General features: G+C 72.8%; 24 protein-coding genes. 7 read left to right on the top strand and 17 right to left on the bottom strand.

Features of this window, described 5'->3' with window-relative positions; all coding sequences use genetic code 11:
* Positions 1-46: 46 nt before the first annotated feature.
* Positions 47-2296, bottom strand: a complete 2250-nt coding sequence (locus ACZ7JA_RS15700; protein ID WP_470808724.1) for an MMPL family transporter — start codon at positions 2294-2296, stop codon at positions 47-49.
* A gap of 396 nt (positions 2297-2692) precedes the next feature.
* Between ACZ7JA_RS15700 and ACZ7JA_RS15695 the strand changes: the two genes are divergently transcribed.
* The 3 genes from ACZ7JA_RS15695 to ACZ7JA_RS15685 all read left to right on the top strand — a co-directional run bounded on the left by ACZ7JA_RS15695 (position 2693) and on the right by ACZ7JA_RS15685 (position 4713).
* Positions 2693-3241 carry a DUF1697 domain-containing protein gene (locus ACZ7JA_RS15695; protein WP_351665724.1) on the top strand — a complete coding sequence of 183 codons (549 nt, stop codon included), beginning with the start codon at positions 2693-2695 and terminating at the stop codon, positions 3239-3241.
* Between the two features lie 101 nt (positions 3242-3342).
* A complete protein-coding gene (locus ACZ7JA_RS15690) occupies positions 3343-3984 on the top strand; it encodes a mycothiol-dependent nitroreductase Rv2466c family protein (RefSeq protein WP_351665722.1) in 642 nt (213 codons plus the stop codon).
* Between the two features lie 432 nt (positions 3985-4416).
* Positions 4417-4713, top strand: coding sequence for a hypothetical protein (locus tag ACZ7JA_RS15685; RefSeq protein WP_351665720.1), 297 nt, complete (start codon positions 4417-4419; stop codon positions 4711-4713).
* Between the two features lie 38 nt (positions 4714-4751).
* Here ACZ7JA_RS15685 and ACZ7JA_RS15680 read toward each other — a convergent pair whose 3' ends face one another.
* From ACZ7JA_RS15680 to ACZ7JA_RS15610, 15 genes are all read right to left on the bottom strand, one after another.
* Positions 4752-5501 (bottom strand): sirohydrochlorin chelatase, encoded by a 750-nt coding sequence (locus ACZ7JA_RS15680; RefSeq protein ID WP_351665718.1) that lies wholly within the window; start codon positions 5499-5501, stop codon positions 4752-4754.
* A gap of 5 nt (positions 5502-5506) precedes the next feature.
* Positions 5507-6391, bottom strand: a complete 885-nt coding sequence (locus ACZ7JA_RS15675; protein WP_470808720.1) for an ABC transporter permease — start codon at positions 6389-6391, stop codon at positions 5507-5509.
* Positions 6378-7163: an ABC transporter ATP-binding protein gene (locus ACZ7JA_RS15670; RefSeq protein ID WP_351665714.1), complete on the bottom strand. Its 786-nt coding sequence runs from the start codon at positions 7161-7163 to the stop codon at positions 6378-6380. Before ACZ7JA_RS15670 ends, ACZ7JA_RS15675 begins: the two co-directional genes overlap by 14 nt.
* A gap of 35 nt (positions 7164-7198) precedes the next feature.
* Complete coding sequence (locus ACZ7JA_RS15665) at positions 7199-8311, bottom strand: aliphatic sulfonate ABC transporter substrate-binding protein (RefSeq protein WP_470808718.1); 1113 nt, start codon at positions 8309-8311, stop codon at positions 7199-7201.
* Between the two features lie 209 nt (positions 8312-8520).
* Complete coding sequence (locus ACZ7JA_RS15660) at positions 8521-9855, bottom strand: sulfate adenylyltransferase subunit 1 (protein ID WP_389302511.1); 1335 nt, start codon at positions 9853-9855, stop codon at positions 8521-8523.
* Between the two features lie 2 nt (positions 9856-9857).
* Entirely contained in the window at positions 9858-10802 is a 945-nt protein-coding gene (cysD, locus tag ACZ7JA_RS15655) for a sulfate adenylyltransferase subunit CysD (RefSeq protein ID WP_351665708.1), read from the bottom strand.
* A complete protein-coding gene (gene cysC, locus ACZ7JA_RS15650; protein WP_389302507.1) occupies positions 10799-11419 on the bottom strand; it encodes an adenylyl-sulfate kinase in 621 nt (206 codons plus the stop codon). The genes cysD and cysC overlap by 4 nt, the downstream gene beginning before the upstream one ends.
* The gene (locus ACZ7JA_RS15645; RefSeq protein ID WP_389302504.1) at positions 11416-12126 is read right to left on the bottom strand and encodes a phosphoadenylyl-sulfate reductase; all 711 of its coding nucleotides are present in this window, start codon (positions 12124-12126) and stop codon (positions 11416-11418) included. Before ACZ7JA_RS15645 ends, cysC begins: the two co-directional genes overlap by 4 nt.
* The gene (locus ACZ7JA_RS15640; RefSeq protein ID WP_401130063.1) at positions 12123-12305 is read right to left on the bottom strand and encodes a hypothetical protein; all 183 of its coding nucleotides are present in this window, start codon (positions 12303-12305) and stop codon (positions 12123-12125) included. Before ACZ7JA_RS15640 ends, ACZ7JA_RS15645 begins: the two co-directional genes overlap by 4 nt.
* Positions 12302-14002 (bottom strand): nitrite/sulfite reductase, encoded by a 1701-nt coding sequence (locus ACZ7JA_RS15635; protein WP_470808714.1) that lies wholly within the window; start codon positions 14000-14002, stop codon positions 12302-12304. Before ACZ7JA_RS15635 ends, ACZ7JA_RS15640 begins: the two co-directional genes overlap by 4 nt.
* Before the next feature lie 129 nt (positions 14003-14131).
* Positions 14132-14215 (bottom strand): putative leader peptide, encoded by an 84-nt coding sequence (locus ACZ7JA_RS15630; protein WP_310739661.1) that lies wholly within the window; start codon positions 14213-14215, stop codon positions 14132-14134.
* A gap of 126 nt (positions 14216-14341) precedes the next feature.
* Entirely contained in the window at positions 14342-14905 is a 564-nt protein-coding gene (locus ACZ7JA_RS15625; protein WP_351665700.1) for a GNAT family N-acetyltransferase, read from the bottom strand.
* Positions 14906-14989: 84 nt separating this feature from the next.
* A complete protein-coding gene (locus ACZ7JA_RS15620; protein ID WP_351665698.1) occupies positions 14990-16324 on the bottom strand; it encodes a hypothetical protein in 1335 nt (444 codons plus the stop codon).
* A 183-nt stretch (positions 16325-16507) separates the two neighbouring features.
* Positions 16508-17785 (bottom strand): GAF domain-containing protein, encoded by a 1278-nt coding sequence (locus ACZ7JA_RS15615; protein WP_351665696.1) that lies wholly within the window; start codon positions 17783-17785, stop codon positions 16508-16510.
* Positions 17786-18111: 326 nt separating this feature from the next.
* Entirely contained in the window at positions 18112-19749 is a 1638-nt protein-coding gene (locus ACZ7JA_RS15610) for an acyl-CoA dehydrogenase family protein (protein ID WP_351665694.1), read from the bottom strand.
* 119 nt (positions 19750-19868) lie between these two features.
* Between ACZ7JA_RS15610 and ACZ7JA_RS15605 the strand changes: the two genes are divergently transcribed.
* Both ACZ7JA_RS15605 and ACZ7JA_RS15600 read left to right on the top strand, forming a co-directional pair.
* Entirely contained in the window at positions 19869-21080 is a 1212-nt protein-coding gene (locus tag ACZ7JA_RS15605; RefSeq protein WP_351665692.1) for a YihY/virulence factor BrkB family protein, read from the top strand.
* A 60-nt stretch (positions 21081-21140) separates the two neighbouring features.
* The gene (locus tag ACZ7JA_RS15600; RefSeq protein WP_389448103.1) at positions 21141-21824 is read left to right on the top strand and encodes a helix-turn-helix domain-containing protein; all 684 of its coding nucleotides are present in this window, start codon (positions 21141-21143) and stop codon (positions 21822-21824) included.
* A gap of 185 nt (positions 21825-22009) precedes the next feature.
* Here the strand turns inward: ACZ7JA_RS15600 and ACZ7JA_RS15595 are convergent, their stop codons facing one another.
* Positions 22010-22408, bottom strand: a complete 399-nt coding sequence (locus tag ACZ7JA_RS15595; protein ID WP_389302484.1) for a VOC family protein — start codon at positions 22406-22408, stop codon at positions 22010-22012.
* An 86-nt stretch (positions 22409-22494) separates the two neighbouring features.
* On the opposite strand from ACZ7JA_RS15595, the gene ACZ7JA_RS15590 reads away from it, so the two are divergent.
* Together ACZ7JA_RS15590 and ACZ7JA_RS15585 are read left to right on the top strand one after the other, a co-directional pair.
* Complete coding sequence (locus tag ACZ7JA_RS15590; RefSeq protein ID WP_470808709.1) at positions 22495-23337, top strand: phosphotransferase enzyme family protein; 843 nt, start codon at positions 22495-22497, stop codon at positions 23335-23337.
* A gap of 371 nt (positions 23338-23708) precedes the next feature.
* A complete protein-coding gene (locus ACZ7JA_RS15585) occupies positions 23709-24119 on the top strand; it encodes a hypothetical protein (protein WP_351665685.1) in 411 nt (136 codons plus the stop codon).
* Positions 24120-24237: the final 118 nt, after the last annotated feature.

Here is a 24237-nt window from a genome sequence, read left to right as displayed (position 1 = left end):
CCGCCGGTTCCCCAGGACCGGCGGGCCCCCGTGTGCGCGGACGGGATCAGACGGTGAGCCGCTCGCCCTCGTCGTGGACGGGGGCCGGGGCGGCCGGCTCCGGCGCCTCGTCGTGGGTGAGGTCCGGCAGCCGGTGCAGCCACTTCGGCAGGTACCAGTTGCGCTCGCCGAGCAGTGCCATCACGGCCGGCAGCAGCACCCCGCGGATGACCGTCGCGTCGATCAGGACGGCGGCGGCCAGGCCCACGCCCATCTGCTTCATGGACTGCATGGACAGCGTGCCGAAGATCGCGAACACGGCGACCATGATGACGGCGGCGCTGGTGACGACGCCGGCCGTGGTGACCACGCCGTGCTGGATGGCGTCCCTGGTGCCGCGGCCGCGCAGCCGGGCCTCGCGGATCCGGGAGACCACGAACACGTGGTAGTCCATGGACAGGCCGAACAGGATCACGAAGAGGAACAGCGGCAGCCAGGTGACGATCGCGCCGACGCCCTCGGCGCCCACCAGCGAGGCGCCCCAGCCGTGCTGGAAGACGGCGACGAGGATGCCGTAGGCGGCGCCCACCGAGAGCAGGTTGAGCACGATCGAGGTGATCGCCACCGTCAGCGAGCGGAACGACAGCAGCATCAGCAGGAAGGCGAAGACGACCACGAACGCGAACACCGGGACGACCGAGCCGAGGAGCTGGTCGTTGAAGTCGTGGCTGCCCGCGACCTGCCCGGTGATCGGCGCCTGGACGCCCTCCACCTTGCCGAGGGTGGCGGGCCGCACCTCGTCGCGCAGCTTGTCGAGGCTCTTGACCGCGCGGTCCATGTCGGAGCCGCCGACCAGCGGTACGGAGACGAGCGCGACGTTCTGCGCCCGGTGCACCGTGACGTCGACGGGGCCGCGCGAGGCGCCCGAGGAGACGGCCCGCTGCTTGAAGTCGGCCAGTGCCCGCCGTACCTCCGGCGCGCCGATGTCCTTGGCGCTGACGACCACCTGGGCGGGCTCGGAACCGCCCGGGAAGGCGTCGTTGAGCCGGTCGTAGGTCTGCACGATCGGCAGCGAGTTCCCGAACTCCTGGTCCAGCGTGAGCTGCTGGGTCTTCATGCCGAGCGCGGGCGCGGCGACGGCGAGCAGCGCGCCGGCCGCGACGACCACGGAGACCAGGGGCTTGGCCAGCACCCCGCGCAGCACGGCGGTCCAGAAGCGGCTCTCACCACCGCCGCCGCGCCGGCGCCGGCGGCCCAGGAAGGGGATGCGGCCCTTCTCGACCCGCTCGCCCAGCAGGGAGAGCAGCGCGGGCAGCACGGTCACCGAGCCGACCATGGCGACGGCGACCACCATCAGCGAGGCCAGGCCCATCGCCTCGAACTCGGCGAGTCCGGTGAACAGCATGCCGGCCATCGCCACGCACACGGTGACCCCGGAGACGACGATCGCGCGGCCGCTGGTGGCGGCGGCGATGCGCAGGGCGGCGCCCGCGTCCCGGCCGGCGTCCCGCTCCTCGCGCTCCCGGCGCAGGTAGAACAGGCAGTAGTCGACGCCGACGGCCATACCGACCAGCAGCATCACGGAGTTGGCGGTGTCGCTCATCGGCTGGACGTGGCTGACGATACCCATCAGGCCCATCGTCGCCATGATCGCGGTGACCGCCAGGGCCACCGGCAGCAGCGCGGCCACCAGGGCGCCGAAGGCGATCAGCAGGATGCCGAGGGCCACCGGCACGGCCGAGTACTCGGCCTTCTGGAAGTCGTTCCCGAAGGCGTCCTGGTACTGCTTGTTCATGCTGGCGCCGCCGATCTCCTCGATCCGCAGGCCGCCATGCGTCTTCTGCACCCCGGCGACGGCGTCCAGCACCGGCTCGACCCGGTCGGCGGCGGTCTCCGCGTCGCCGCGCATGTCGAACTGCACCAGCGCGGTACGGCCGTCCCGGGAGATGGTGCGCGTGTCGTACGGCGAGGTCACACGGGTGACCTTCCCGGTGCCCTCGACGGCCTCGATCACATCGCCGACGGCGGCCCGGAACTCGCCGCTCGTCGCCTTGAGCGCGCCGTCCCGGGCCTGGATCAGCACGGTCTCGCCGGCCGGCTGCTCGATGCCCGCGTCCTCGATGATCTTCGCCGCGGTGTGTGTCTCGCCCTTGAGCTGGTCGCTCTCGTCCACGTCGACCCGGCCGGCCGCCGAGCCGAGCCCCATGGCCAGGACGACGAACAGCACCCATATGCCGACGGCGGCCCAGCGGTGCCGGGCGCTCCAGCCGCCGGCGCGGGCGGCCAGTCCCCGCACGCGCACGTCCGTGTTCCCCATGACGGGCTTTCCCCCTCGTATGCGGTGACGACCCCCTGCCGCCACGTCCTCGCTCGTTCCGTTCCGACGGTATGGGCCCGCCGGGCGGGTCTCGTCGTACTGCCCGGTGAAGTGGCGCGGGCCCGGCTCACCGCTGGGGAGGACGGCGGGCCCCTACATCTTTCGGGGGTCCCCGGGGCGGCGTCTCGGGGTGAGGGGTCCGGGGAAGGGCCGTGTCCGATCCGCCGTCGAAGATCCACTTTGTGATTACGAAACCTTGTTGAACAAGTCACAGGTGCGTGTAGAGGTTGAACCGCGGGCCGCTGATCGGCCAGAGTTTCGCGCGGGCCCGGGTCGTCCCGGGCCGGCCGCCGTGCCCGCCCCCACGGGGCACGGCGGCCGTTCTAACCTGTCCGGGTGACGACCTATGCGGCGCTGCTGCGCGGAATCAACGTCGGCGGCAACAGGAAGCTCCCGATGGCCGATCTCCGCTCGCTCCTGACGGGCCTCGGCCACGGCGGCGTACGGACCCATCTGCAGAGCGGCCAGGCCGTGTTCAGCGCCGGGCAGGGCGACGAGGACTCCCTGGCGGCCGAGCTGACCGGGGCGATCGAGGCGCGGTTCGGCTTCCGGGTCGACGTCATCGTGCGCGACCACGCCTATCTGCGGGCGGTGGCCGAGGCCTGCCCGTTCCCGGCCGCCGAACTGACCGGGAAGCAGCTCCACGTCACCTACTTCTCCGCGCCGGTCACCCCCGAGCGCTTCGCGGCGATCGACGCCGCCGCGCACCTCCCCGAGGAGTTCCGCCTCGGCGACCGCTGCCTCTACCTGTACGCCCCGGACGGCCTGGGGCGCTCCAAACTGGCCGAGGCACTGTCCCGCCGCCCCGCCAAGGACCTGATCGCCACCAGCCGCAACTGGAACACGGTGCTGAAACTCGTCGAACTGACCGCTGCCGAGCAGTGAGACGCCCCCGCGGGACCGGCCGGTCCGCCGCGAAGTGGCCCAGGGAACCGGGCCGCGATTGGACCGGGATTCCGCGCCACTCGCCGCCTAGCGTGGTCGGCATGACACACGCCGACCACAGCCGTGACGCCGGTTCCGCCCCCACCCGGGTCGACTTCTGGTTCGACTCCGCCTGCCCCTTCGCCTGGATCACCTCCCGCTGGCTGCTGGAGGTCGAGCGCCTGCGCCCGCTCGACCTCCGCTTCCGTCCCATGAGCCTCTACCTGCACAACGCCGGCAACGAACTCCCGGACTGGTACCGGGACCTGGTCGACCGGTCGATCGGACCGGCGCGGGTCGCGGTGGCCGCCGCCGAACGGCACGGAGAGAAAGTGCTGCGGGACCTGTACACCGCGTTCGGCACCCGCATCCACGAGCGGAAGGCGGAGGACTTCGACGCGGTCGTCGCCGAGTCGCTGGCCGAACTCGGCCTGCCGGCCGACCTGTCGGACGCCGCCCACGACCCCTCGTACGACGCCGCGGTGCGCCGCGCGCACGAAGCGGGCGCCGAACCGGAGTCCGGCGGCTACGTGGGCACGCCCACGATCCACGTCGACGGCACGGTGTGGTTCGGTCCCGTCCTGCGGGCCGTGCCGCGCGGCGCCGAGGCCGCGGAACTCTTCGACAGCTTCCGGGTACTGGCCCGCCACCCCGACTTCTTCGAGCTCAAGCGCACCCGCTCCGGAGCGCTCCGCTTCGACTGATCCGCGCGGACACGCGGGCCCCCGGCCCGCGGGAAGCGGGTGGCCGATAAACGACCTTCGGGCGCGACGGGCCCCGGGACCCGGTGACGCATCAGCCGTGCCGGACGCAGAACGAGGTGCCGGCCGCGGTCCGACGTCACAGGGGAACGCCGGACCGCGGCCGGCCCTCGCGCACCGCCCGCGCGGCCGCGGCCCGGGACGGGCGCGCCACGCCTCCCCCGGAGCCGCCCCCTGTCCGTTCCGCCGGGAGTGTCCGGCCTGGTCAACGGACGCGAATCACTCGTACGGGTGACTGTTTTCGGCCCTTCCGCACGCGTGGCCGCGGCGGCACCAGACTCCAGGACGGGGCCGGAGCCACGGCGTCGGTAACGTCGGCGCTCCCGGACCCAGGCCCGGTACGGCCCCTCCCAGACCAGGAGTCAGGACAGGACGATGAGCACGTACTACCACGGCAACATCAACGGCCGCACCGGCAGCGACCACGGACCCGACCCGGAGACCGTCTTCCGGCTCACCGAGGGCCTCCTCGACGCACTGCACGCCGAACTCCCCGGACTCGTCGTCCACGGGGAGGTCATCATGGCCGCGCTGGAGGAGGCGGCGGCGGACGGCGGGCCGCCCAACCGGGGCCGCATCCGCTCGAGCCTCGACGCCATCAGCATCGGCGCCCCGGCCGGGACCGGCAGCCTCGCCTACACACAGCAACTGGTGCACCTGCTGGACCTGTGAACCGGCCGGGCCCCGCCGCCACGGGGCCCGGCACCGGGTCAGGCGCCGAGCGCCGTCCGCGCCGGCAGGGCCGCCGTGTCGTAGCGGGCCAGCAGGAGCCGCGCCACCTCGGGGGCCGAACCCAGGACGTCCGCCAGGACGTCGGCCCGCGCCGCACCGCGCGCGATGCGGTCCGGCAGGAACCCGGGGGCGAGGACGTAGGGCGCCACGGCGACCCGTTCGCAGCCGAGCGCGCGCAGTTCGCCCACGGCGTCCTCGGTCCGGGGAAGGGATGCGGAGGCGAACGCGGGCCGCACGGCGCACCAACCGGTGTGCCACCACTCCCGCGCGATGTCGGCGATCACCGCGATCGCCTCCGGGTCGGAGGACCCCGCCGAGGCCAGGACGACCCCGGTCGAGGACTTGTCGGCGGGCGACAGCCCCGCCTCGTACAGCCGCCGTTCCAGCGCCGACAGCAGCAGCGGCGACGGGCCCAGCACCTCGGCCTGGCGGACGCGCAGACCGCGCGGCGCGTCGCGCAGGACGGCCGGGATGTCGGCCTTCGCGTGGAAGGCGCGGGTCAGCAGCAGCGGCTGCGCCACCACGTCCCGCACCCCCTCCGCGGCCAGGGACCGGAGCACCCCGTGCACGGACGGGATGTTGAAGTCCAGGAAGCCGGTCTCCACGCGCAGCCCGGGCCGCAGCGACCGCACCCGCTGCACCAGGGCGTGCACGGTCGCGGCGTGCCGCGGGTCGCGGCTGCCGTGGGCGATCACCAGGAGGACGGGACGGACCGGCTTTCCGTACACGGGAATCAGCTCTTCACCAGGAGGCCTCGGCTGCGCAGCACCCACCGCTCGAGCGGGGAGAAGATGAGCAGGTCGATGGCGATGCCGACGAACAGGATCAGGAAGATCGCCTCGAACACCATGGACATGGAGCTGGCGTTGCGGCCGTTCTCCAGCAGCGCGCCCAGGCCGATGCCGAGGTCGGGGGAGGAGGCGATGATCTCCGCCGCCATCAGCGAGCGCCAGGAGAAGGCCCAGCCCTGCTTCAGGCCGGCCAGGTAGCCCGGCAGCGCGGCCGGCAGCACGATGTGCCAGGCGCCCCGCAGGCCGGTCGCGCCCATCGTGCGGCCCGCCCGCAGGAACAGCGGCGGCACCTGGTCGATGCCGGATACCAGGCCGTTGGCGATCGACGGCACCGCGCCGAGCAGGATCACCGCGTACATCATCTGGTTGTCCAGGCCCAGCCAGATCACCGCGGGCGGCACCCAGGCCACCGACGGCAGGGACTGCAGACCGGAGAGCACCGGGCCGATGGCCGCGCGCACGAACCTCACCCGGGCCACCAGCAGGCCCAGCGGGGTGCCGATGGCCAGCGCGAACAGGAAGCCCAGCAGACCGCGCGAGACGCTGGTCCAGATGTAGCCGAGCAGCTTGCCTCCCAGCCAGGCCCGCTTGAACTCGCCGCCCACGTCGGAAGGGGAGGGCAGCTTCGTCGGGTCGTCCACGATCCGGAAAGAGATCAGGGCCTGCCAGACGACCAGCACCACGACGGTGGCGACGATCGGCGGGAGGATCTTGCGGACGAAGGTCTGCCGGAACGGAGCCCGGCCCGCGACTGCCGTCTCCAGGGCGTCCAGGCCTGCCTCGACGCTTCCCGCGTCCGTGGCGGTCTTCGTCTCAGTGCTGGCCATGACGGCGGATCTCCCCACGCAGTACTTCGGTGATCTCGAGGGACAGTTCGGCGACCGGGGCGTCCTCGATGCGCCGCGGCTGCGGGATGTCCACCCGCCACTCGCGGGCCACCCGGCCCGGACGGGACGACAGCAGCACCACCCGCTGCGCGAGCCGCACCGCCTCGCGCACGTTGTGCGTGACGAACAGGACGGACAGTCCCGTCTCCGCCCAGATCCGGGTGAGTTCGTCGTGCAGCAGGTCGCGGGTGATCGCGTCCAGCGCGGCGAACGGCTCGTCCATGAGCAGCAACTGGCTGTCCTGCGCGAGCGCCCGGGCCATGGCCACACGCTGTCGCATACCGCCGGACAGCTCGTGCACCCGCTTGCCGTACGAGCCCTGCAGCCGGACCAGCTCGAGGAGCTCCTCGGCCCTGCCACGCCGCTCGCCCTTCGGAACACCCCGGAGCCGCAGGGCGAGTTCTATGTTCTTGCCCGCGGTCAGCCACGGGAACAGCGCGTGCTCCTGGAACATCAGGGCGGGGCGCCCGTGGGTCGCGATGCTGCCGGCGGTGGGCCGGTCGAGCCCCGCGACCAGGTTCAGCAGCGTCGACTTGCCGCAGCCCGAGGCACCCAGGAGGGTGACGAACTCGCCGGGCGCGACGTCGAGTGTGATGTCGTCGAGGACGAGTTGCGAGCCGGCCGGCCCGGCGAAGGACTTCGAAACCTGCTCGATGCGTGCCGCGTACTCGACCGTCTCTGCTTCTTCGGCCTTGGCGAGGGCGGTTGCCATGGTCGTCACCTCCTGGGGACGCTCGGATCCGTAACTCAGCCGACGCCGAGACCGGCGTCGGCGACGGTGCTCTCACCCTTGGCCTCGAGAACCCTGTTCAGGGGGCCGAGGTCGTAGATGCCCTTCAGCTCCGGGTCCTCCAGGAGGCCCGCCTTGACCGCGTGCCGCGCCTCGGTGCCGAGGGTCGCGGCCAGCGGGTCGTTCGTGATCCGGATCGACTTCCAGGCCGGGTCCAGGACGTCGGCCGGCAGCTCCTTGCCGGAGTCGATGCCGAGCTGCCTGTTCGCCGCGGCCTTGGCCTGGTCCGGATGGGCGTTGATCCACGCGTTGGTGTCGACCGACGCCCTCAGCACGGCCTCGACGGCCTTCGGGTGCTCCTTCAGGAACTTCTGCGACACGACGATGTTCGTGATCACGAACTTCTTGCCGGGCCACAGGGAGGCCTCGTCGAGCAGTACCCTGCCGCCCTCGGCGACCAGCTTGGACGCGGTCGGCTCGGGCACCCAGGCGCCGTCGACGGAACCGGACTTGAACGCGTCCGGGGTCACCTTGTTGTCGGTGCGGACGACCGAGACGTCGCCCTCGCCGCTCTGCGCGTCGACCTTCCAGCCCTGCTCCGCGGCCCAGTTGAGGAACGCGACGTCCTGGGTGTTGCCGAGCTGGGGCGTGGCGATCCGCTTGCCCTCGACGTCCTTCAGGGACTTGATCTTCTTGGGGTTCACCACCAGCTTCACCCCGCCGGAGGCCGAACCGCCCACGATCCGCAGGTTCTTGCCGTTCGACTTGGTGTAGCCGTTGATGGCGGGGGAGGGGCCGATCCAGCCGATGTCGACGGAGCCCGAGTTCAGCGCCTCGATCTCGGACGGACCGGCGTTGAACACCTGGTAGTCCGCCTTGGTCGCGCCGAGCGCCTTCTGGAAGAAGCCCTTCTGCTTGCCCACCAGCGCGGTCGCGTGGGTCAGGTTGCCGAAGTAGCCGATCCGCACGGAGTCGAGGCCGTCGGTCTTCTCGGCCCCGGCGGCGATCCGGGCGCCCGCGTCGTGGTCCTTGGCCTCGGACCCGTAGCCGCAGGCGGCGAGCATCAGCAGGGGGAGGGCCGCTGTCGCGGCCAGACCGCGGCGAAGCAAGGTGGAACCACTGGCAGGCACGGGAGGCTTTCCTCTCGTTGGCCCGGCGGTCACGCTCTCAGGACGTGGCCGGGAGTTCGGCAAAGGGTCTTCGTCGCTGGGCGCGCATGCGGTGCGCGTACGTCACCGCACACATCGGCCCACTCCGCCCTGCCCGCTGCCGAGGGCGCCGCTGCCGACGCGACCGCCCTCCTTCGCGAACATCGAGTAGAAATCGCAGGTGTTCATGGTCAGAAGTCCCAGCCGTCTTCCTCGGCCGCGTCCTTGACCGGCTCGGGGGAGGCGAACGACTCGCCGACCATGCCGGCGGTGAGCGTGGTGCCGTCGCTGGGGTCGATCAGGATGAAGGAGCCGGTGCGGCGCGAGTCGGCGTAGGAGTCGACCGGCAGCGGCTCGGCGGTGCGGATCTTCACCCGGCCGATGTCGTTGGCGACGAGCCGCCCGGGGTGCGGGTGCAGGGACAGGTCGTCGAGCGTGAGCCGGGACGGGATGTCCTTGACGATCGCCTTGACCGTGCGGGTGCCGTGCTTGAGGAGCACCCGGTGCCCGACGGCCAGCGGCTGGTCGGCGACGTGGCAGACGGTCGCCTCCACGTCCTGCGTGACCGGCGGGGCGTCCTTCGCGGGCACGATCAGGTCGCCGCGCGAGACGTCGATGTCGTCCTCGAGCAGCACCGTCACCGACTGCGTCGTCCACGCCACGTCGACCGGCTCGCCCAGCAGGTCGATGCCGGAGATCCGGGTGGTGCGCCCGGACGGCAGCACGGCGACCGGGTCGCCGACCCGGAAGGTGCCGGCGGCGATCTGGCCCGCGTAGCCCCGGTAGTCCGGGTGCTCGGCGGTCTGCGGCCGGATCACGAACTGCACGGGGAGCCGGGCGTGGCAGTGCGCCAGGTCGTGGCTGACCGGGACCGTCTCCAAGTGCTCCAGCACGGTCGGGCCGCCGTACCAGTCCATGTTCGCGGACGGCTCCACCACGTTGTCGCCGGCCAGCGCCGAGATCGGGACGGCGGTGACCTCCGGGACGCCCAGCTCGACGGCGTACGCGGTGAACTCCTCGGCGATCGCGGCGAAGACGGACTCCTCGTACGCGACGAGGTCCATCTTGTTGACCGCGAGGACCACGTGCGGCACGCGCAGCAGCGCGGCGATCGCCGCGTGCCGGCGCGTCTGCTCGACCACGCCGTTGCGGGCGTCGACGAGGATCACCGTCAGCTCGGCCGTGGACGCGCCCGTCACCATGTTCCGGGTGTACTGCACATGGCCCGGGGTGTCGGCGAGGATGAACCGGCGCCGGGGCGTGGCGAAGTAGCGGTAGGCCACGTCGATGGTGATGCCCTGCTCCCGCTCGGCGCGCAGGCCGTCGGTGAGCAGCGCCAGGTCCGGGCCGTCCTGGCCGCGGCTCGCGGACGCCCGCTCCACGGCCTCCAACTGGTCGGTGAGGACCGACTTGGAGTCGTGCAGCAGCCGCCCGACGAGCGTGGACTTGCCGTCGTCGACGGAGCCCGCGGTGGCGAACCGCAGCAGGGTGGTCTCCGGGAGCGTCTCGGTCGTGGTGGTGCTCATGCTTAGAAGTACCCCTCGCGCTTGCGGTCTTCCATCGCGGCCTCGGAGAGCTTGTCGTCGGCGCGGGTGGCGCCCCGCTCGGTGAGCCGGGACGCGGCGATCTCGGCGATGACGGCGTCCAGCGTGGTCGCGTCGGAGTCGACGGCGCCGGTGCAGGACATGTCGCCGACCGTGCGGTAGCGCACCAGGCGCTTCTCGACGGTCTCGCCGTCCTTGGCGCCGCCCCACTCGCCGGCCGTCAGCCACATCCCGGCCCGCTGGAACACCTCGCGCTCGTGGGCGAAGTAGATCTCCGGCAGCTCGATGCCCTCGCGGGCGATGTACTGCCAGACGTCCAGCTCGGTCCAGTTGGACAGCGGGAAGACGCGGACGTGCTCGCCCGGGGCGTGCCGTCCGTTGTACAGGTTCCACAGCTCGGGGCGCTGCCGGCGCGGGTCCCACTGGGAGAACTCGTCCCGCAGGGAGAACACCCGCTCCTTGGCGCGGGCCTTCTCCTCGTCGCGCCGCCCGCCGCCGAACACCGCGTCGAACCTCTCGCTCTGGATCTTCTCCGTCAGCGGAAGGGTCTGCAGCGGGTTGCGGGTGCCGTCGGGGCGCTCCTTGAGCACACCGCGGTCGATGTAGTCCTGGACGGACGCCACATGGAGCCGCAGACCGTGTTCGGCGACCACACGGTCCCGGTAGTCCAGCACCTCGGGGAAGTTGTGTCCCGTGTCCACATGGAGCAGCGAGAAGGGGATCTGGGCCGGGGCGAATGCCTTCAGCGCGAGGTGCAGCATCAGGATCGAGTCCTTGCCACCGGAGAACAGGATCACCGGGTTCTCGAACTCGCCCGCGACCTCGCGGAAGATGTGCACCGCCTCGGACTCCAGCGCGTCCAGGTGCGACAGGGCGTACGGAGTGTCCGTGCCCTCGCCGCCGGCCGCGGTCTCGGCGACGGTCGTCATGCCAGTCCCCTCTCACTGAGCAGGGCATGCACCGAGACGGCGGACTCCCGCACGGTCTGGTGCTGCGATTCGATCCGCAGGTCGGGCGCCTCGGGCTCCTCGTACGGGTCGTCCACGCCCGTCAGCCCCGTCAGCTCACCCGCCGCCTGCTTGGCGTACAGGCCCTTCACGTCCCGGACCGAACACACCTCGACCGGGGTCGCCACATGGATCTCCAGGTACGGCGTCCCGTTCTCCGCGTGCCGCTCGCGCACCGCCTCACGGCTGTCCGCGTAGGGCGCGATCACCGGGACCAGCGCCTTCACACCGTTGCGGGCGAGCAGTTCGGCGACGAAGCCGATGCGCTGCACATTGGTGTGCCGGTCCTCGCGGCCGAAGCCGAGGCCCGCCGAGATGAACTCGCGGATCTCGTCGCCGTCGAGTACCTCGACACGGTGGCCGTCGGCGCGCAGCCGGCCGGCCAGCTCGTACGCGATGGTGGTCTTGCCGGCGCTGGGCAGACCCGTGAGCCAGACGGTGGCTCCGGTGGTCACGTGGTTCTCCTGGGTGTCGGTGGCTTCGGTCGAAGCGGTGGCCGGACCGGTGGGCGCGGTGTGCGCGGCGGTGGGCGCCGTCATCCGTGCAGCCCGCACTCGGTCTTGGCGCGCCCCGCCCAGCGGCCGGCGCGCGCGTCCTCGCCCTCCAGGACGCGGCGGGTGCAGGGGGCGCAGCCGACGGAGGGGTAGCCGTCCGTCAGCAGCGGGTTGGTGAGCACGCCGTGCTCGGCGACGTAGGCGTCCACGTCGTCCTGGGTCCAGCGGGCGATGGGGGAGACCTTGACCTTCTGCCGCTTCTCGTCCCAGCCGACGACCGGGGTGTTCGCCCGGGTCGGGGACTCGTCGCGGCGCAGGCCGGTCGCCCAGGCCTGGTAGCCCTTCAGACCCTCCTCCAGCGGCTTCACCTTGCGCAGCGCGCAGCACAGATCGGGGTCGCGGTCGTGCAGCTTCGGGCCGTACTCCGCGTCCTGCTCGGCGACCGTCTGCCGCGGGGTGAGCGTGATGACGTTGACGTCCATCACGGCCTCCACGGCGTCCCGGGTGCCGATGGTCTCCGGGAAGTGGTAGCCGGTGTCGAGGAAGACGACGTCCACGCCCTTGCGGGCGCGGGAGGCGAGATGGGCGACCACGGCGTCCTCCATCGAGGACGTGACGCAGAACCCTGCCCCGAAGGTGTCGACCGCCCACTGGAGGATCTCCAGCGCGCTGGCGTCCTCCAGGTCGCGGCCCGCCTGCTCGGCGAGCCGCTTCAACTCGTCGGCCGTGCGCTCCTGCTGAGCAGTCGTCATGCTCCGTCGCCCCCTCGGTCGTCGGCTCGCTCGAGCCCCCGGGCGAGCAGCCCGAGGAACTTCAGCTGGAATGCTCGGTTGCACGCCCCGCACTCCCAGGCCCCGTGCCCCTGCTCGCCCGGCCGCAGGTCCTCGTCCCCGCAGTAGGGGCAGTAGAAGGGCGCCGCCCGCTCGCTCACGACAGCGCCTCCTCGGAAGCCCGGGCGGCCCAGGTGGCGAAGCGCTCGCCGGCCTCGCGTTCGGCCTGGTAGCGCGCCAGGACCCGCTCGATGTAGTCGGGCAGTTCGGCCGAGGTGACCTTCAGGCCGCGGACCTTGCGGCCGAAGCCGGCCTCCAGGCCGAGCGCGCCGCCGAGGTGCACCTGGTAGCCCTCGACCTGATTGCCGTCGTCGTCCAGGACGAGCTGGCCCTTGAGGCCGATGTCCGCGACCTGGATGCGCGCGCAGGCGTTCGGGCAGCCGTTGAGGTTGATGGTGATCGGCTCGTCGAAGTCCGGCAGTCGGCGCTCGAGCTCGTCGATGAGCTGCGCGCCGCGCTGCTTGGTCTCGACGATGGCCAGCTTGCAGAACTCGATGCCGGTGCAGGCCATGGTGCCGCGCCGGAAGGAGGACGGCCGGGCGGTGAGGTCCAGCGCCTCCAGGCCCTCGACCAGCGAGTCGACCTGGTCCTGCTCGACGTCCAGAACGATCATCTTCTGCTCGACGGTGGTGCGGACCCGGCCCGAGCCGTGCGCCTCCGCGAGGTCGGCGATCTTCGTCAGGGTGCCGCCGTCGACGCGGCCGACCCGCGGGGCGAACCCGACGTAGAACCGGCCGTCCTGCTGCCGGTGCACACCGATGTGGTCGCGCCACCGCTGCGCCGGCTGCTCGGGCGCGGGACCGTCGATCAGCTTGCGGCCGCCCAGGTACTCGTCCTCCAGCACCTGGCGGAACTTCTCCGGGCCCCAGTCGGCGACCAGGAACTTCAGCCGCGCCCGGTTGCGCAGCCGGCGGTAGCCGTGGTCACGGAAGATCGAGATGACGCCCTCGTAGACGTCCGGGACCTCGTCGATCGGCACCCAGGCGCCGAGCCGCACGCCCAGCTTGGGGTTGGTCGACAGGCCGCCGCCCACCCACACGTCGAAGCCCGGCCCGTGCTCGGGGTGCCGTACGCCGACGAACGCCACGTCGTTGATCTCGTGCACGACGTCCAGCAGCGGCGAACCCGAGATGGCCGTCTTGAACTTGCGCGGGAGGTTCGAGTACGCCGGGTTGTTCAGGACCCGGCGCTTCATCTCCTCCAGCGCCGGCGTGGCGTCGATGATCTCGTCCTCGGCGATGCCCGCGACCGGCGAGCCGATCATCACGCGCGGGGTGTCGCCGCACGCGGTGACGGTCGACAGGCCCACGCCCTCGAGCCGCTCCCAGATCGCGGGCACGTCCTCGATGCGGATCCAGTGGTACTGGACGTTCTGCCGGTCGGTGATGTCCGCGGTGCCCCGCGCGAACTCCTGCGAGACCTCGCCGATGACCCGGAGCTGCTCCGTGGTGAGCGCGCCGCCGTCGATGCGCACTCGGAGCATGAAGTACTCGTCGTCCAGCTCCTCCGGCTCCAGGATCGCGGTCTTGCCGCCGTCGATCCCGGGCTTGCGCTGGGTGTACAGGCCCCACCAGCGCATCCGGCCGCGCAGGTCGTTCGGGTCGATCGAGTCGAAACCGCGCTTGGAGTAGATCGTCTCAATGCGCGTCCGCACGTTGAGACCGTCGTCGTCCTTCTTGAACTGCTCGTTGCCGTTGAGCGGGGTGAAGTGGCCTGCGGCCCACTGACCCTCACCGCGGTGACGGCTCACCTTGCGGCGGGGCGCGGAGGCGGCAGAGTTCTGCGGGGTGGCGGCCATGGTTGTTACGTCCTTCGGGACAGGCGGGAAACGCGGCTCTGACCTGCGCATGCGGGCGCATGACGGCATGCGTGCGCGCCCTTGCGCAGCAGGGAGGGAGGTGCGGGGAGATCGGCGGTGCTGGGGCTGTCAGCTCGCCGGACAGATGGCGCTGGACATGCGGCCGAGGTCGACGTGCCGCCGACTCACCAAGGCAATTCCAGTTCCAGGCATGACGGAAGCGTGTCACGCGGATCTCTGGCCAGTCCACCTTCGTCCGTAATATGGACGGAACTATTCTGAATGGCGAGACGGAGTGTTGTGGGTCACGCTCCGCTCACGCGAACGACGGTGCGGGGGTCACGCTCCGGGCCACGGGCCGGGCGTCGCCGCCTCCGGCTCCAGTTCCACCTCGGTGTCGAACAGCACGAACCCGCGGCGCTGGTAGTTGGCCATGGCGAACTCGCCGTCCTTGCTGCACGTGTGCACCCACACCCGCTTCGTCGGCGTCCGCCCCGGCCACCGCTCGGCCAGGTCCCAGGCGCGGGCCGTGCCGTAGGAGAGCAGGTGACCGCCGACGCGGCGGCCGCGGAAGGCGGGGATCAGCCCGAAGTACACGATCTCGACCACGCCCTCGTCCTGCGCCTCCAGCTCGACGTATCCGGCGGGGGTGCCGCGGTCGTAGGCCACCCAGGTCTCGACACCCGGACGGTCCAGGTACTCCTGCCACCGTGCGTAGGTCCACCCGAGCCGGTCCGTCCAGCGGATGTCGCCGCCGACCGAGGCGTACAGGAAGCGGCTGAACTCGGGGGAGGGAACCTCGGCGCGGACGATCCGGACGTCGCCCTCGGGGGCGGCGGCCGGCAGGAGGTCGGCCGGCGAGTTCTGCTCCAGGGACCAGGTGGTGACGGTGACGCTGCTCATGCCGGTCAGGGAACCATCCCACCGGCCCGCCTGTCGATCTGCCGGGTCACACCACCGACGCCGCCCGGGCCCGCCGGCCGGCCGTCACCTCAGTGAGCGGTCGAGCGAGGTCAGGGGCACCGCGAAGAGCATGCGGTCGGAGAGGGACCACACCTCGCCCGTCTCCTCCCAGTACGACAGGGAGCCCGCCGACTCGGCCCAGCAGTGGTGGGAGGAGTCGAAGCCGCAGCGGGCCGCCTTGGCGTCCTCGCTGTCCTGGCGCCACAGGCCGCCGTGTCCGTCTCCTGTGCCGGACGCCCGTCCCACGTACCAGGACGGGGAGCCCGCCCCGGGCCGGCGGAGGGACAGCGCGCCGCTGATGCCGGTCACCCGCGTCCGGTACGCCTCGATCGCGTCCGCCCGCCCGGCGGCGTCGGTGGCGAGCAGCCCGCCGCGCGCGGGGGAGTCGTCGAACGCGTACCGCCACAGCCGGGTGCGCCGGTCGCCGCCGGGGGCGGTCCGTTCGGCGGCGACGAGGCTGTCGGGCGCCGTGCCGCGGTCCAGGGAGAGGGTGGCCGGACAGGGCGGCCCGGAGGCGGTGCAGCGGCCCTCCGCGAAGCGGTAGGAGCCGACGGCGGGCATCACGTACCGGTAGCCGTCGGCGGACCAGCCGCCGTGCACCCGGCCGATCGCGGGGGTGTCGGCCGTGGTGCGCTGGATGCGGTCGAGGTCGTAGACGTAGAGCGCGTCGGAGCTGCCGGTCCGGGTGGTGACCAGCAGCTTGTCCTGGTACCAGACCATGCCGGACAGGGTGGAGGACAGGCCGCGGTAGTCCCGGCCGCCGTTCACGGGCACCACCAGCAGTACCCAGCGGTAGACGGGCCGAGCGGGGTCGTCGGCGTCGACGAAGGCGACCCGGGCCAGGCCCCGGCCGGCCGCGGGCCCGCCGGCGGCGGTGCGGGTCCAGCCGGTGAGGATCACCCGGTGGGCGCCCCAGACGCCGTCGTCGTCGGCGTCCCCGGAGGTGGTGACGGAGTGCGGCCGCCAGGCGGTGTCCGCGGCGTCGGCCCGGTCCCAGCAGTAGGCGCGGCCGGCGGACGGGGCGACGGGCAGGGTCGCCCGGTCGTCCGGTGCGCAGTCGGCGGCCCGGCGCAGGGTGCGGTCGGCGCTGTCCAGGACGGCGCTCACCCCGACCGGACGGCCCATGGACGCGGCGAGCCTGCGCAGGTCCCGGGCGGGGACCAGGTGCTCCTTGAGCCCGAGCCGGGCGGTGTCCCGGGCGGAGGTCAGCGGCTTGAGCGCGCCGGGGCTCTCGGCGACCTCGGCCTGCGAGGTGCTGATCAGCGTGGCGGCCGCGGTGAGCGCGAGCGCGGTTCCGGTGAGGACCGCGCGCAGGGCGGTGCCCCGTCTGCGCCTGCGGTGTCTGCCGCGATGCTTCATGTCTCCTCCCGACGGGCCAACTGCGCCTGACGATCCGTACGTTGATCGAGGAGCAGGTGGGGAGGCCCACAGGGATGCTACGGCAGTAAGGGGCGGCGCAGGGCCAAGACCCCCAAATACCCGAAAGACACCCGCACGAACCGGGCGGTCACCCCTTGCGCCAGGGGAGTCCGGACGCCGCCGTCAGCCCGCGTCCGCCGCCGCCCGCCGCCGCGCTGCCACGGCCGGCGCCGCCGACTGGGGCAGCAGGTCACGGGGGTTGGCGGGCAGCAGCACCTCGACCTCGGTGTCCTCGCGGAACCGGTACGGCCGGTGCTGCAGCAGATCCCCGAGGTAGCGCCGGACCCTGGACATCTCGGCCCGCACCGTGACCGTTCTGGACGGATCGCCGAACAGGTCCTCCGCCAGGGCCGCCGCGCCCCGCCCGCCGCGGTGTTCGGCGAGCAGGTACAGCAACTCGGCGTGGCGCGGACTGACTTCCCGGGACCAGGAGCCGACCGCCCCGCACACGGTGACCGAGGTGCGGCCCGCGCGGGTCAGGTCCAGCCGGACCCGGCTCGCGGCGCCCGGCGGCGGCTCGTCCGCCACCCGCAGCAGCCAGCCCCCGGCCAGCGGCTCCACCGCGCAGTGGCCCAGCGGCGGCAGCCACCGGCGCCCCGGCGACAGCGACTTGGGCAGACCGAGCCGCCGCACGTACGGCATCCCGGTCACGGCCGCCGTCCAGCCGTGCCGGTCGACCACCAGCGCCGGGCCGTCCAGCCGGGCCAGCACCGGCGCGCCCAGCGCGCGCAGCCGCTCCAGCGAGTCCTGGTGCAGTTCCCGCAGCCGGGCCTCGGCGAGCTTGGCCACGGAGTCCACCCAGGAGAGGGTCGCCGGATGCATGGTGCGCAGCGGGCCGCTGACGTCCACCACCCCGATGAGCCTGCCGTCCCTGGGATCGGCGATCGGGGCGCCCGTGCAGGTCCAGGAGGCGTGCGAGCGGACGAAGTGCTCGGCGGCGAACACCTGCACCGGCCGCCGCACCACCGCGGGGGTGCCCACGCCGTTGGTGCCGACGACGTCCTCCCGCCAGTCCGCGCCGAGTTCGAAGCCGAGGCCGTCGGCCTTGCGCAGCACCTGCGGCGACCCCTCGCGCCACAGCACGCGCCCCTCGGGGTCGGCGACGACCATGATGTGCTGGGAGACGTCCGCGACCGAAAGCAGTCCCTCGCGCAGCACCGGCAGCACGTGCCGCAGCGGTGACTCCTCACGTCTGCGCCGCACTTCGTCGGCGGACAGCAGACCGGACCTGAAGTCGTGGTCGGGGTCGACCCCGCTGCGCAGCATCCGTCCCCAGGACTGCTCGATCACCGGCCGGGGCGCGATCCGCGCACGCTGTCCGGCGAGTGTCGCCTCACGTACCTCGCTCAGCACCCGCGCCGCCTGCGCCGCGTCCACGGCGGCCAGACGCGCCAGGTTCATCGGCGGGTTCACCACTGGTGATCCTCCCGGAAGGGCCTCGAACACACCTGTCAAGCCGTACCGGGCGGCGGTTTCCGGTCGGCTTCGGTGCCCATACTGCCGCCGGGCGCATGCCGGAGGCACAGACTCCGCGCACAGTCATCAATAAGTTGCAACCCTCTGCAACCCTGGTGAACCGCACCAGGAGACCCGAGACTTGTCCACGGCGCCGCCCACGGGTGGCGTTCTGGCCTTTCAACGGGCCCATTCAGCGGGGGTGGTGCCGTGTCGGCGCAGCACCACCCCCGTCGTGTGTGCCCGCGCAGGCTCCGGACGGCCGGTCCGGATCAGGACACCGGCCGCGCCCGCTCGACCACCGGTGCCAGGTCCAGGCCCGCCGGCAGCGTGCCGAACGAACCGCCCCGGTCGCCGCCGAGCCGGGAGGCGCAGAACGCGTCGGCGACCTCCGGCGGCGCGAACCGCACCAGCAGCGACCCCTGGAGCACCAGCGCGAGCCGCTCCACCAGCCGCCGGGCCCGGCCCTCGACGCCCTCCAGGTCGGCCAGTTCGGTGAACAGGTCCTTGACCGCACGGTCCAGCCGGTGGTCGGCGCCGTGCGCCCGGCCGATCTCGGTGAGGCAGGCGTCCAGCGCGCCCGGCTCGCGCCGCAGCGCCCGCAGCACGTCCAGCGCCTGCACGTTCCCCGCGCCCTCCCAGACGGAGTTCAGCGGTGACTCCCGCACCAGCCGGGGCAGGCCCGACTCCTCGACGTACCCGTTGCCGCCCAGGCACTCGGCGGCCTCCACCGCCAGCGGGGCGCAGCGCTTGGTGATCCAGTACTTGGCGGCCGGCACCGCGAGCCGCAGGAAGGCGCGCTCCCGCTCGCTCCCGTCGTCGTAGGCGGCGGCGCACCGGAGCGCCAGCGCGGTCGCGGCCTCGGACTCCAGCGCGAGGTCGGCCAGCACGTTGCGCATGAGCGGCTTGTCGGCCAGCCTGCCGCCGAAGGCCTCCCGGTGCTCGCAGTGGTGCACCGCCTGCGCCACCGCCTGCCGCATCAGCCCGGCCGAGCCGAGCGCGCAGTCCAGCCGGGTCGCGGCGACCATGTCGATGATCGTGCGGACGCCGCGCCCCTCCTCGCCCACCACGCGCGCCCAGGTGCCGTCGAACTCGACCTCGGCGGAGGCGTTGGAGCGGTTGCCCAGCTTGTCCTTCAGCCGCTGGATCAGGAACACGTTGCGGGCGCCGTCGGCGAGGACGCGCGGCACGAGGAAGCAGGTGAGTCCGCCGGGAGCCTGCGCGAGCACGAGGAAGCCGTCCGACATGGGCGCCGAGCAGAACCACTTGTGCCCGGTCAGCTCGTACGTCCCGGCCTCGGCGAGCGGCCGGGCCCGCGTGGTGTTGGCCCGTACGTCGCTGCCGCCCTGCTTCTCGGTCATGCCCATGCCGAACAGGGCGCCGGCCTTCCCGGCGGCGGGCCTGAGCCCGCGGTCGTAGATGGTGGACGCCAGCCGCGGCTCCCACTCCGCGGCCAGCTCCGGATCGGCGCGCAGCGCGGGCACGGCCGCGTGGGTCATCGACAGCGGGCAGCAGTTGCCCGCCTCGACCTGGGTCCACACCAGGAACCCGGCCGCCCGGCGCACATGCCCCGCCGGCCGGGTCCAGGCGCCGGTGAGGCCCGCCGAGACACCCTTGCCGAGCAGGCGGTGCCAGGCCGGGTGGAAGTCGACCTCGTCGATGCGGTGGCCGTAGCGGTCGTGCGTGCGCAGCCGCGGCGGGGACTCGTTCGCCTGCGCCCCCCACTCCTGTACCTGCTCCGAGCCCGCAGCCCGGCCCAGCGCGGACAGTTCCGCCCGCACCTCGTCCAGCGACTCGGCGGCGGTGTGCCGCTCGACGGCCTCCACGAGGGCCCGGTCGGCGCCGAAGACGTCGTATCCCACCAGCGCGGGCGGCTGGTTCGTCACGGTGTGCGTCGGGTTGCCTGCCATGACTGCGAACCTACCCGCGATCGCGCCGATGCTGCCCCCGGGGCGCCGGGGCGCGTGCCGGGACCGGCAGGCCACCCCGGAAGGTGAGGACGGTGCGGTACGGCGGATACCGTTAGGTCGTGCAGCCAGGAAGTGAAACCCCCGAGCGGCCCGCCGGCCGCCTCCACCGGGCCAGAGCCCTCTACCGGAACGTATCCAAGCGCAGGACGGCCTGGCTGCTTCTCAAGGACACCGTCAACTCGTGCATGGAGTACCGGATCCTGGGCCTGGCGGCCGAGGCGGCGTTCTTCACCCTGCTGTCGGTGCCACCGCTGCTGCTGAGCCTCATCGGCCTGCTCGGCTACGTCGACGCCTGGACGGGCGCCGACACCATCCAGAGCCTGGAGAACAACATCCTCGAGGCCTCCCGAACCGTCCTGTCCGACAAGGGCGTCAAGGAGATCGCCGAGCCGATCCTGCACGACGTGATGGCGGGCGGCAGGCCCGACGTCATCTCCATCGGCTTCCTCTTCGCCCTGTGGTCCGGCTCGCGCGCGGTGAACGTCTTCATCGACACCATCACCGTCATGTACGGCCTCGACGGCGTACGGGGCATCGTCAAGACCCGGCTGATGTCGTTCCTGCTGTTCATCGTGGCCCTGCTGATCGGCTCGGTCGCGCTGCCGCTGATGGTGGCCGGGCCGGACGCCGTCGTACGGATCGTGCCCTGGTCGGAGACGCTGGTGCAGGTCCTGTACTGGCCGGTCGTCCTGGTCCTCTCGGTCGTCTTCCTGACGACGCTGTACCACGTCTCCGTGCCCGTGCGCTCCCCGTGGATCGAGGACGTGCCCGGCGCCCTGGTAGCCCTCGCCATGTGGGTCCTGGGCAGCCTGCTGCTGCGCATCTACCTCACCCACACCATCGAGGGCGCCACCATCTACGGCTCCCTGGCCGCGTCCGTCGCCGTGCTGCTGTGGATCGGTGTGTCGGCCTTCGCCGTGCTCGTCGGCGCGGCGGTGAACGCCGCCATCGACCGGGTCTGGCCCGCCGCCGCCACGGCCGCCGCCCGTGAGGCGAACGAGCGGGTGCGCGAGGCGCAGGTCGCCGAGTACGTCGCCTGGGCCGCCGGAGCCCGCGAGAGCGACCCGGACGACCCGGACATGCCCTCCGAGTTCCCCGAGCGCTGGTCCCGCTTCCTCCCGCCGGAGGACGTGACGGCCCGCCTGCGCACCCACGCCAGGAACCCTCACCACCACACGCACAAGCCCGACGGGGCGGCCGGCGGGACCGGGGCGGCCGGACCCAACGGCGTGAACGGCAAACACGGCGACACCCCTCCGCACGGGGTGTGACCGCAGCGCGGGCGCCCGTTCCGCCGCCCGTGGCGCCCCCGGCGGCGTAACCTGGCGCCCGTGTACGAGGAACGGCCGTCCCGGCTCACCGGCGCCGTGGTGTGGCGCCGCACCCCCGAGGACTCCGCCGCCCGGCCGGTGCTGCCCGACGGCTGCATGGACCTGCTGTTCAGCGAGGGCCGGCTGCTCGTCGCCGGCCCCGACACCCGCGCCCACGTCCCCGGGGGCCCGCCGCGCGCCTGGGCGGGCCTGCGCTTCTTCCCCGGCACCGCGCCCGCCCTGCTCGGCGTGCCGGCCGCCGAACTGCGCGACACCCGGGCCGAACTGGCCGACCTCTGGCCCGCCGCCCGGGTCCGGCGGCTGCGCGACCGCGTCGCCGCGGCGCCGGACGCCGCGACCGCCCTGGAGGACGCCGCCCTTGGCTGGGCCGCCGAGTCCGAGGGGCCCGACCCGCTGCTGCGCCGGCTGGTGGAGTGCCTGGACGCGGGCCGCCCGGTGGCGGCCACGGCCGCCGGACTCGGCATCGGCGAACGCGCGCTGCACCGCCGCTGCCTGACCGCGTTCGGCTACGGCCCCAAGACCCTGGCCCGCGTCCTGCGCCTCCAGCGCGCCCTGGCCCTGGCCCGGTCCGGGGTGCCCTATGCCGAGACGGCGGCCCGCGCCGGGTACTCCGACCAGCCGCACCTCGCCCGCGACGTACGGCGACTGGCGGGCCGGACGCTCGGCGAGCTACTCGGCGGCTAGGGCCTGTCTGACAATTCGCGTCGTCGCCCGAAGGGCGGCCGCGCGGCGTCAGGTGCGTGCTCTGGGGGTCCCCCCGGCCGAAGGCTGGGGGAGGGCCGGCTCCAGGGCCGCGTACTGGACGTACTCGGGTCTGGGGCCGGTGCGGCGAGAGTGCGTGCATGGCGTCGCGCGGCAGGCGGGAACTGTCAGACAGGCCCTAGCGGGGCGAACAGGTCGACGGCGTTGCCGTCCGGGTCGTGCACCGTGGCGTACCGCTGGCCCCAGAACGCGTCCCACGGCTTCAGCTCGCCGTGGTGGCCGGCGCCCACCAGATCCCCGTACACCGCGTCGACCTCGGCCGGCGAGCCGCACCGGAAGGCGAGCGCGACCCGCCCGCCCGCGGCGGGCGGCCGCCAGGCCGGGTGGAAGGACCGGACGGTCTCCTCGGTGTCCAGCGCGAGCACCAGCCCGCCCGGCAGTTCGGCCTCGACATGCGGTTGCTTCTCGGCCCCCTCCGGGAAGACCAGTCCGAGACGGCGGTAGAAGGCGAGCGAGGCGGCCAGGTCGGAGGCCACCACGCCGATCACGGCGAATCGTGGAGTCATGGGCCCACGGTAGGCAGGGATCCGGGGCCCGGTCTTGAAGGAATCGGACACGGCGGCTGTCCGGCGGCGAGGGGGACCAGAAGACGATGCGGGCAGCGGAGCTCCGGCGTGCGGTGGCCGCGGCCAAGGACACGGCCTCCTCGCTCGCCCTGCCGGCCGACGAGGCGGTCGTTCTGCACGACTCGAACAAGCTCACTCTGCGCCTGCTGCCCTGTGACGTCCTGGCCCGGGTCGCGCCCGCGGCGCATCAGGTCGCCCGGTTCGAGGTCGAGCTGGCTCTGCGGCTCGCCGAGGCCGGATGCCCGGTGGCCGCTCTCGAGCCGCGTGTGGAGCCGCGTGTCCATGAGCGTGACGGCTTCGTCGTCACGCTGTGGACCTACCACGACCCCTTCCGGACGGTCTCACCAGCCGACTACGCCTACGCCCTGAAGCGGCTGCACGCCGGCATGCGCACGCTCGACGTACCGGCGCCGCACTGCACGGACCGGGTCGAGCAGGCCCGACGGCTCGTGGCGGACCGCGACCGCACCCCGGCGCTCGCCGAAGCGGACCGGGAGCTGCTCGGCGACACGCTGCGGAGCCTGCGGCGAGCGATCGCCGGCCGTGGCGGCGCCGAGCAGTTGCTGCACGGCGAGCCGCACCCGGGCAACGTGCTCTCCACGAGGACCGGGCCGCTGTTCGTGGACCTCGAGACGTGTTGCCGCGGGCCCGTCGAGTTCGACCTCGCCCACGCTCCCGAGGAGGCCGGCGGGCACTACCCCGGTGTCGACCAGGACCTGCTGCGCGCCTGCCGGACCCTGGTGCTCGCGATGATCACGGCCTGGCGCTGGGACCGGGACGACCAGTTCCCGGACGGACGCCGGCTCGGCACCGAGGGGCTCGGCCGGATCCGGGCGGCACGCGAGCGCAACGTGACGTTTCTGCGGTGAACCCGTTCGGCCATCGAGGTGAGCGGAGCCCGCGCGTGCGGAGGACCGGCCGCCCGTCCGGGGGAGGCTTTCGGCTCGGTGAAGGGCCGCGCCCGGCCGGGCGGCGGCCGCGGTGCTCACGGCATCGGTGCTCGGGGCCGGCGCCGTGAGCACGGCGGCCGCCCGCCCCGGCGCCCGCGTCCGGAGACCCTGATCACCGACTCGTACCCAATGACGCGGACATGACCGATATTGACCCTGTTCACCGCGCGGGGCGTCCAGCAGCATCCAGGGGTGGCGGTGCGGGGAGTCCGAGCCATGGGGTCGCCCGGACCGCGGCCGCCAGGGGGACCGATGGGGTGCCCCGGCACTCGACCGAGGGGGAAACACCGATGAGCATCGGAAAGACCGTCAGTGCGGCGTTATTCGCGGCGGCGCTGCTCGGCGGCGTCCTCGCCGCCGCGCCCGCCGCCCAGGCCCAGACCAGCGGTGAGACGGGGGCGCAGTCCTGCTACGGCAGCGCCAAGTCGTACTCCAAGCCCGCCGGGAACCGCTGGTACCCCCAGGGCGGCCCGTACCTGACGTCCACCAGCAACTGCGCCGACATCAACATCAAGCCCGGCACCAGCACCAGCGTCGCGGTGTGCTGGCTGCCCAGCTCCGGCGGCTCGTACTGCCAGAGCACGTTCAAGAACGCCCCGGCGGGCCAGTGGACCGTCGTCGCGACGGACGTCAAGGACGGCACGCACTTCTACTTCGACTTCGGCTCGACCGCGGCGAACTCCGGAGTCTGGGCGGCCTGATACCACGCGCCGGCCCGGCACCACCACGTGTCCCCCGTACAGCCCAGCACGGACTCCGTGCACCGGAATACATCCGCCGGATGTGGTGCTCTGAAGTGAGCGGTGCTTGATCGGTGCC

This window comes from Streptomyces sp. NPDC038135, assembly GCF_055601245.1.
This window is presented reverse-complemented; position numbering and strand designations above follow the sequence as displayed.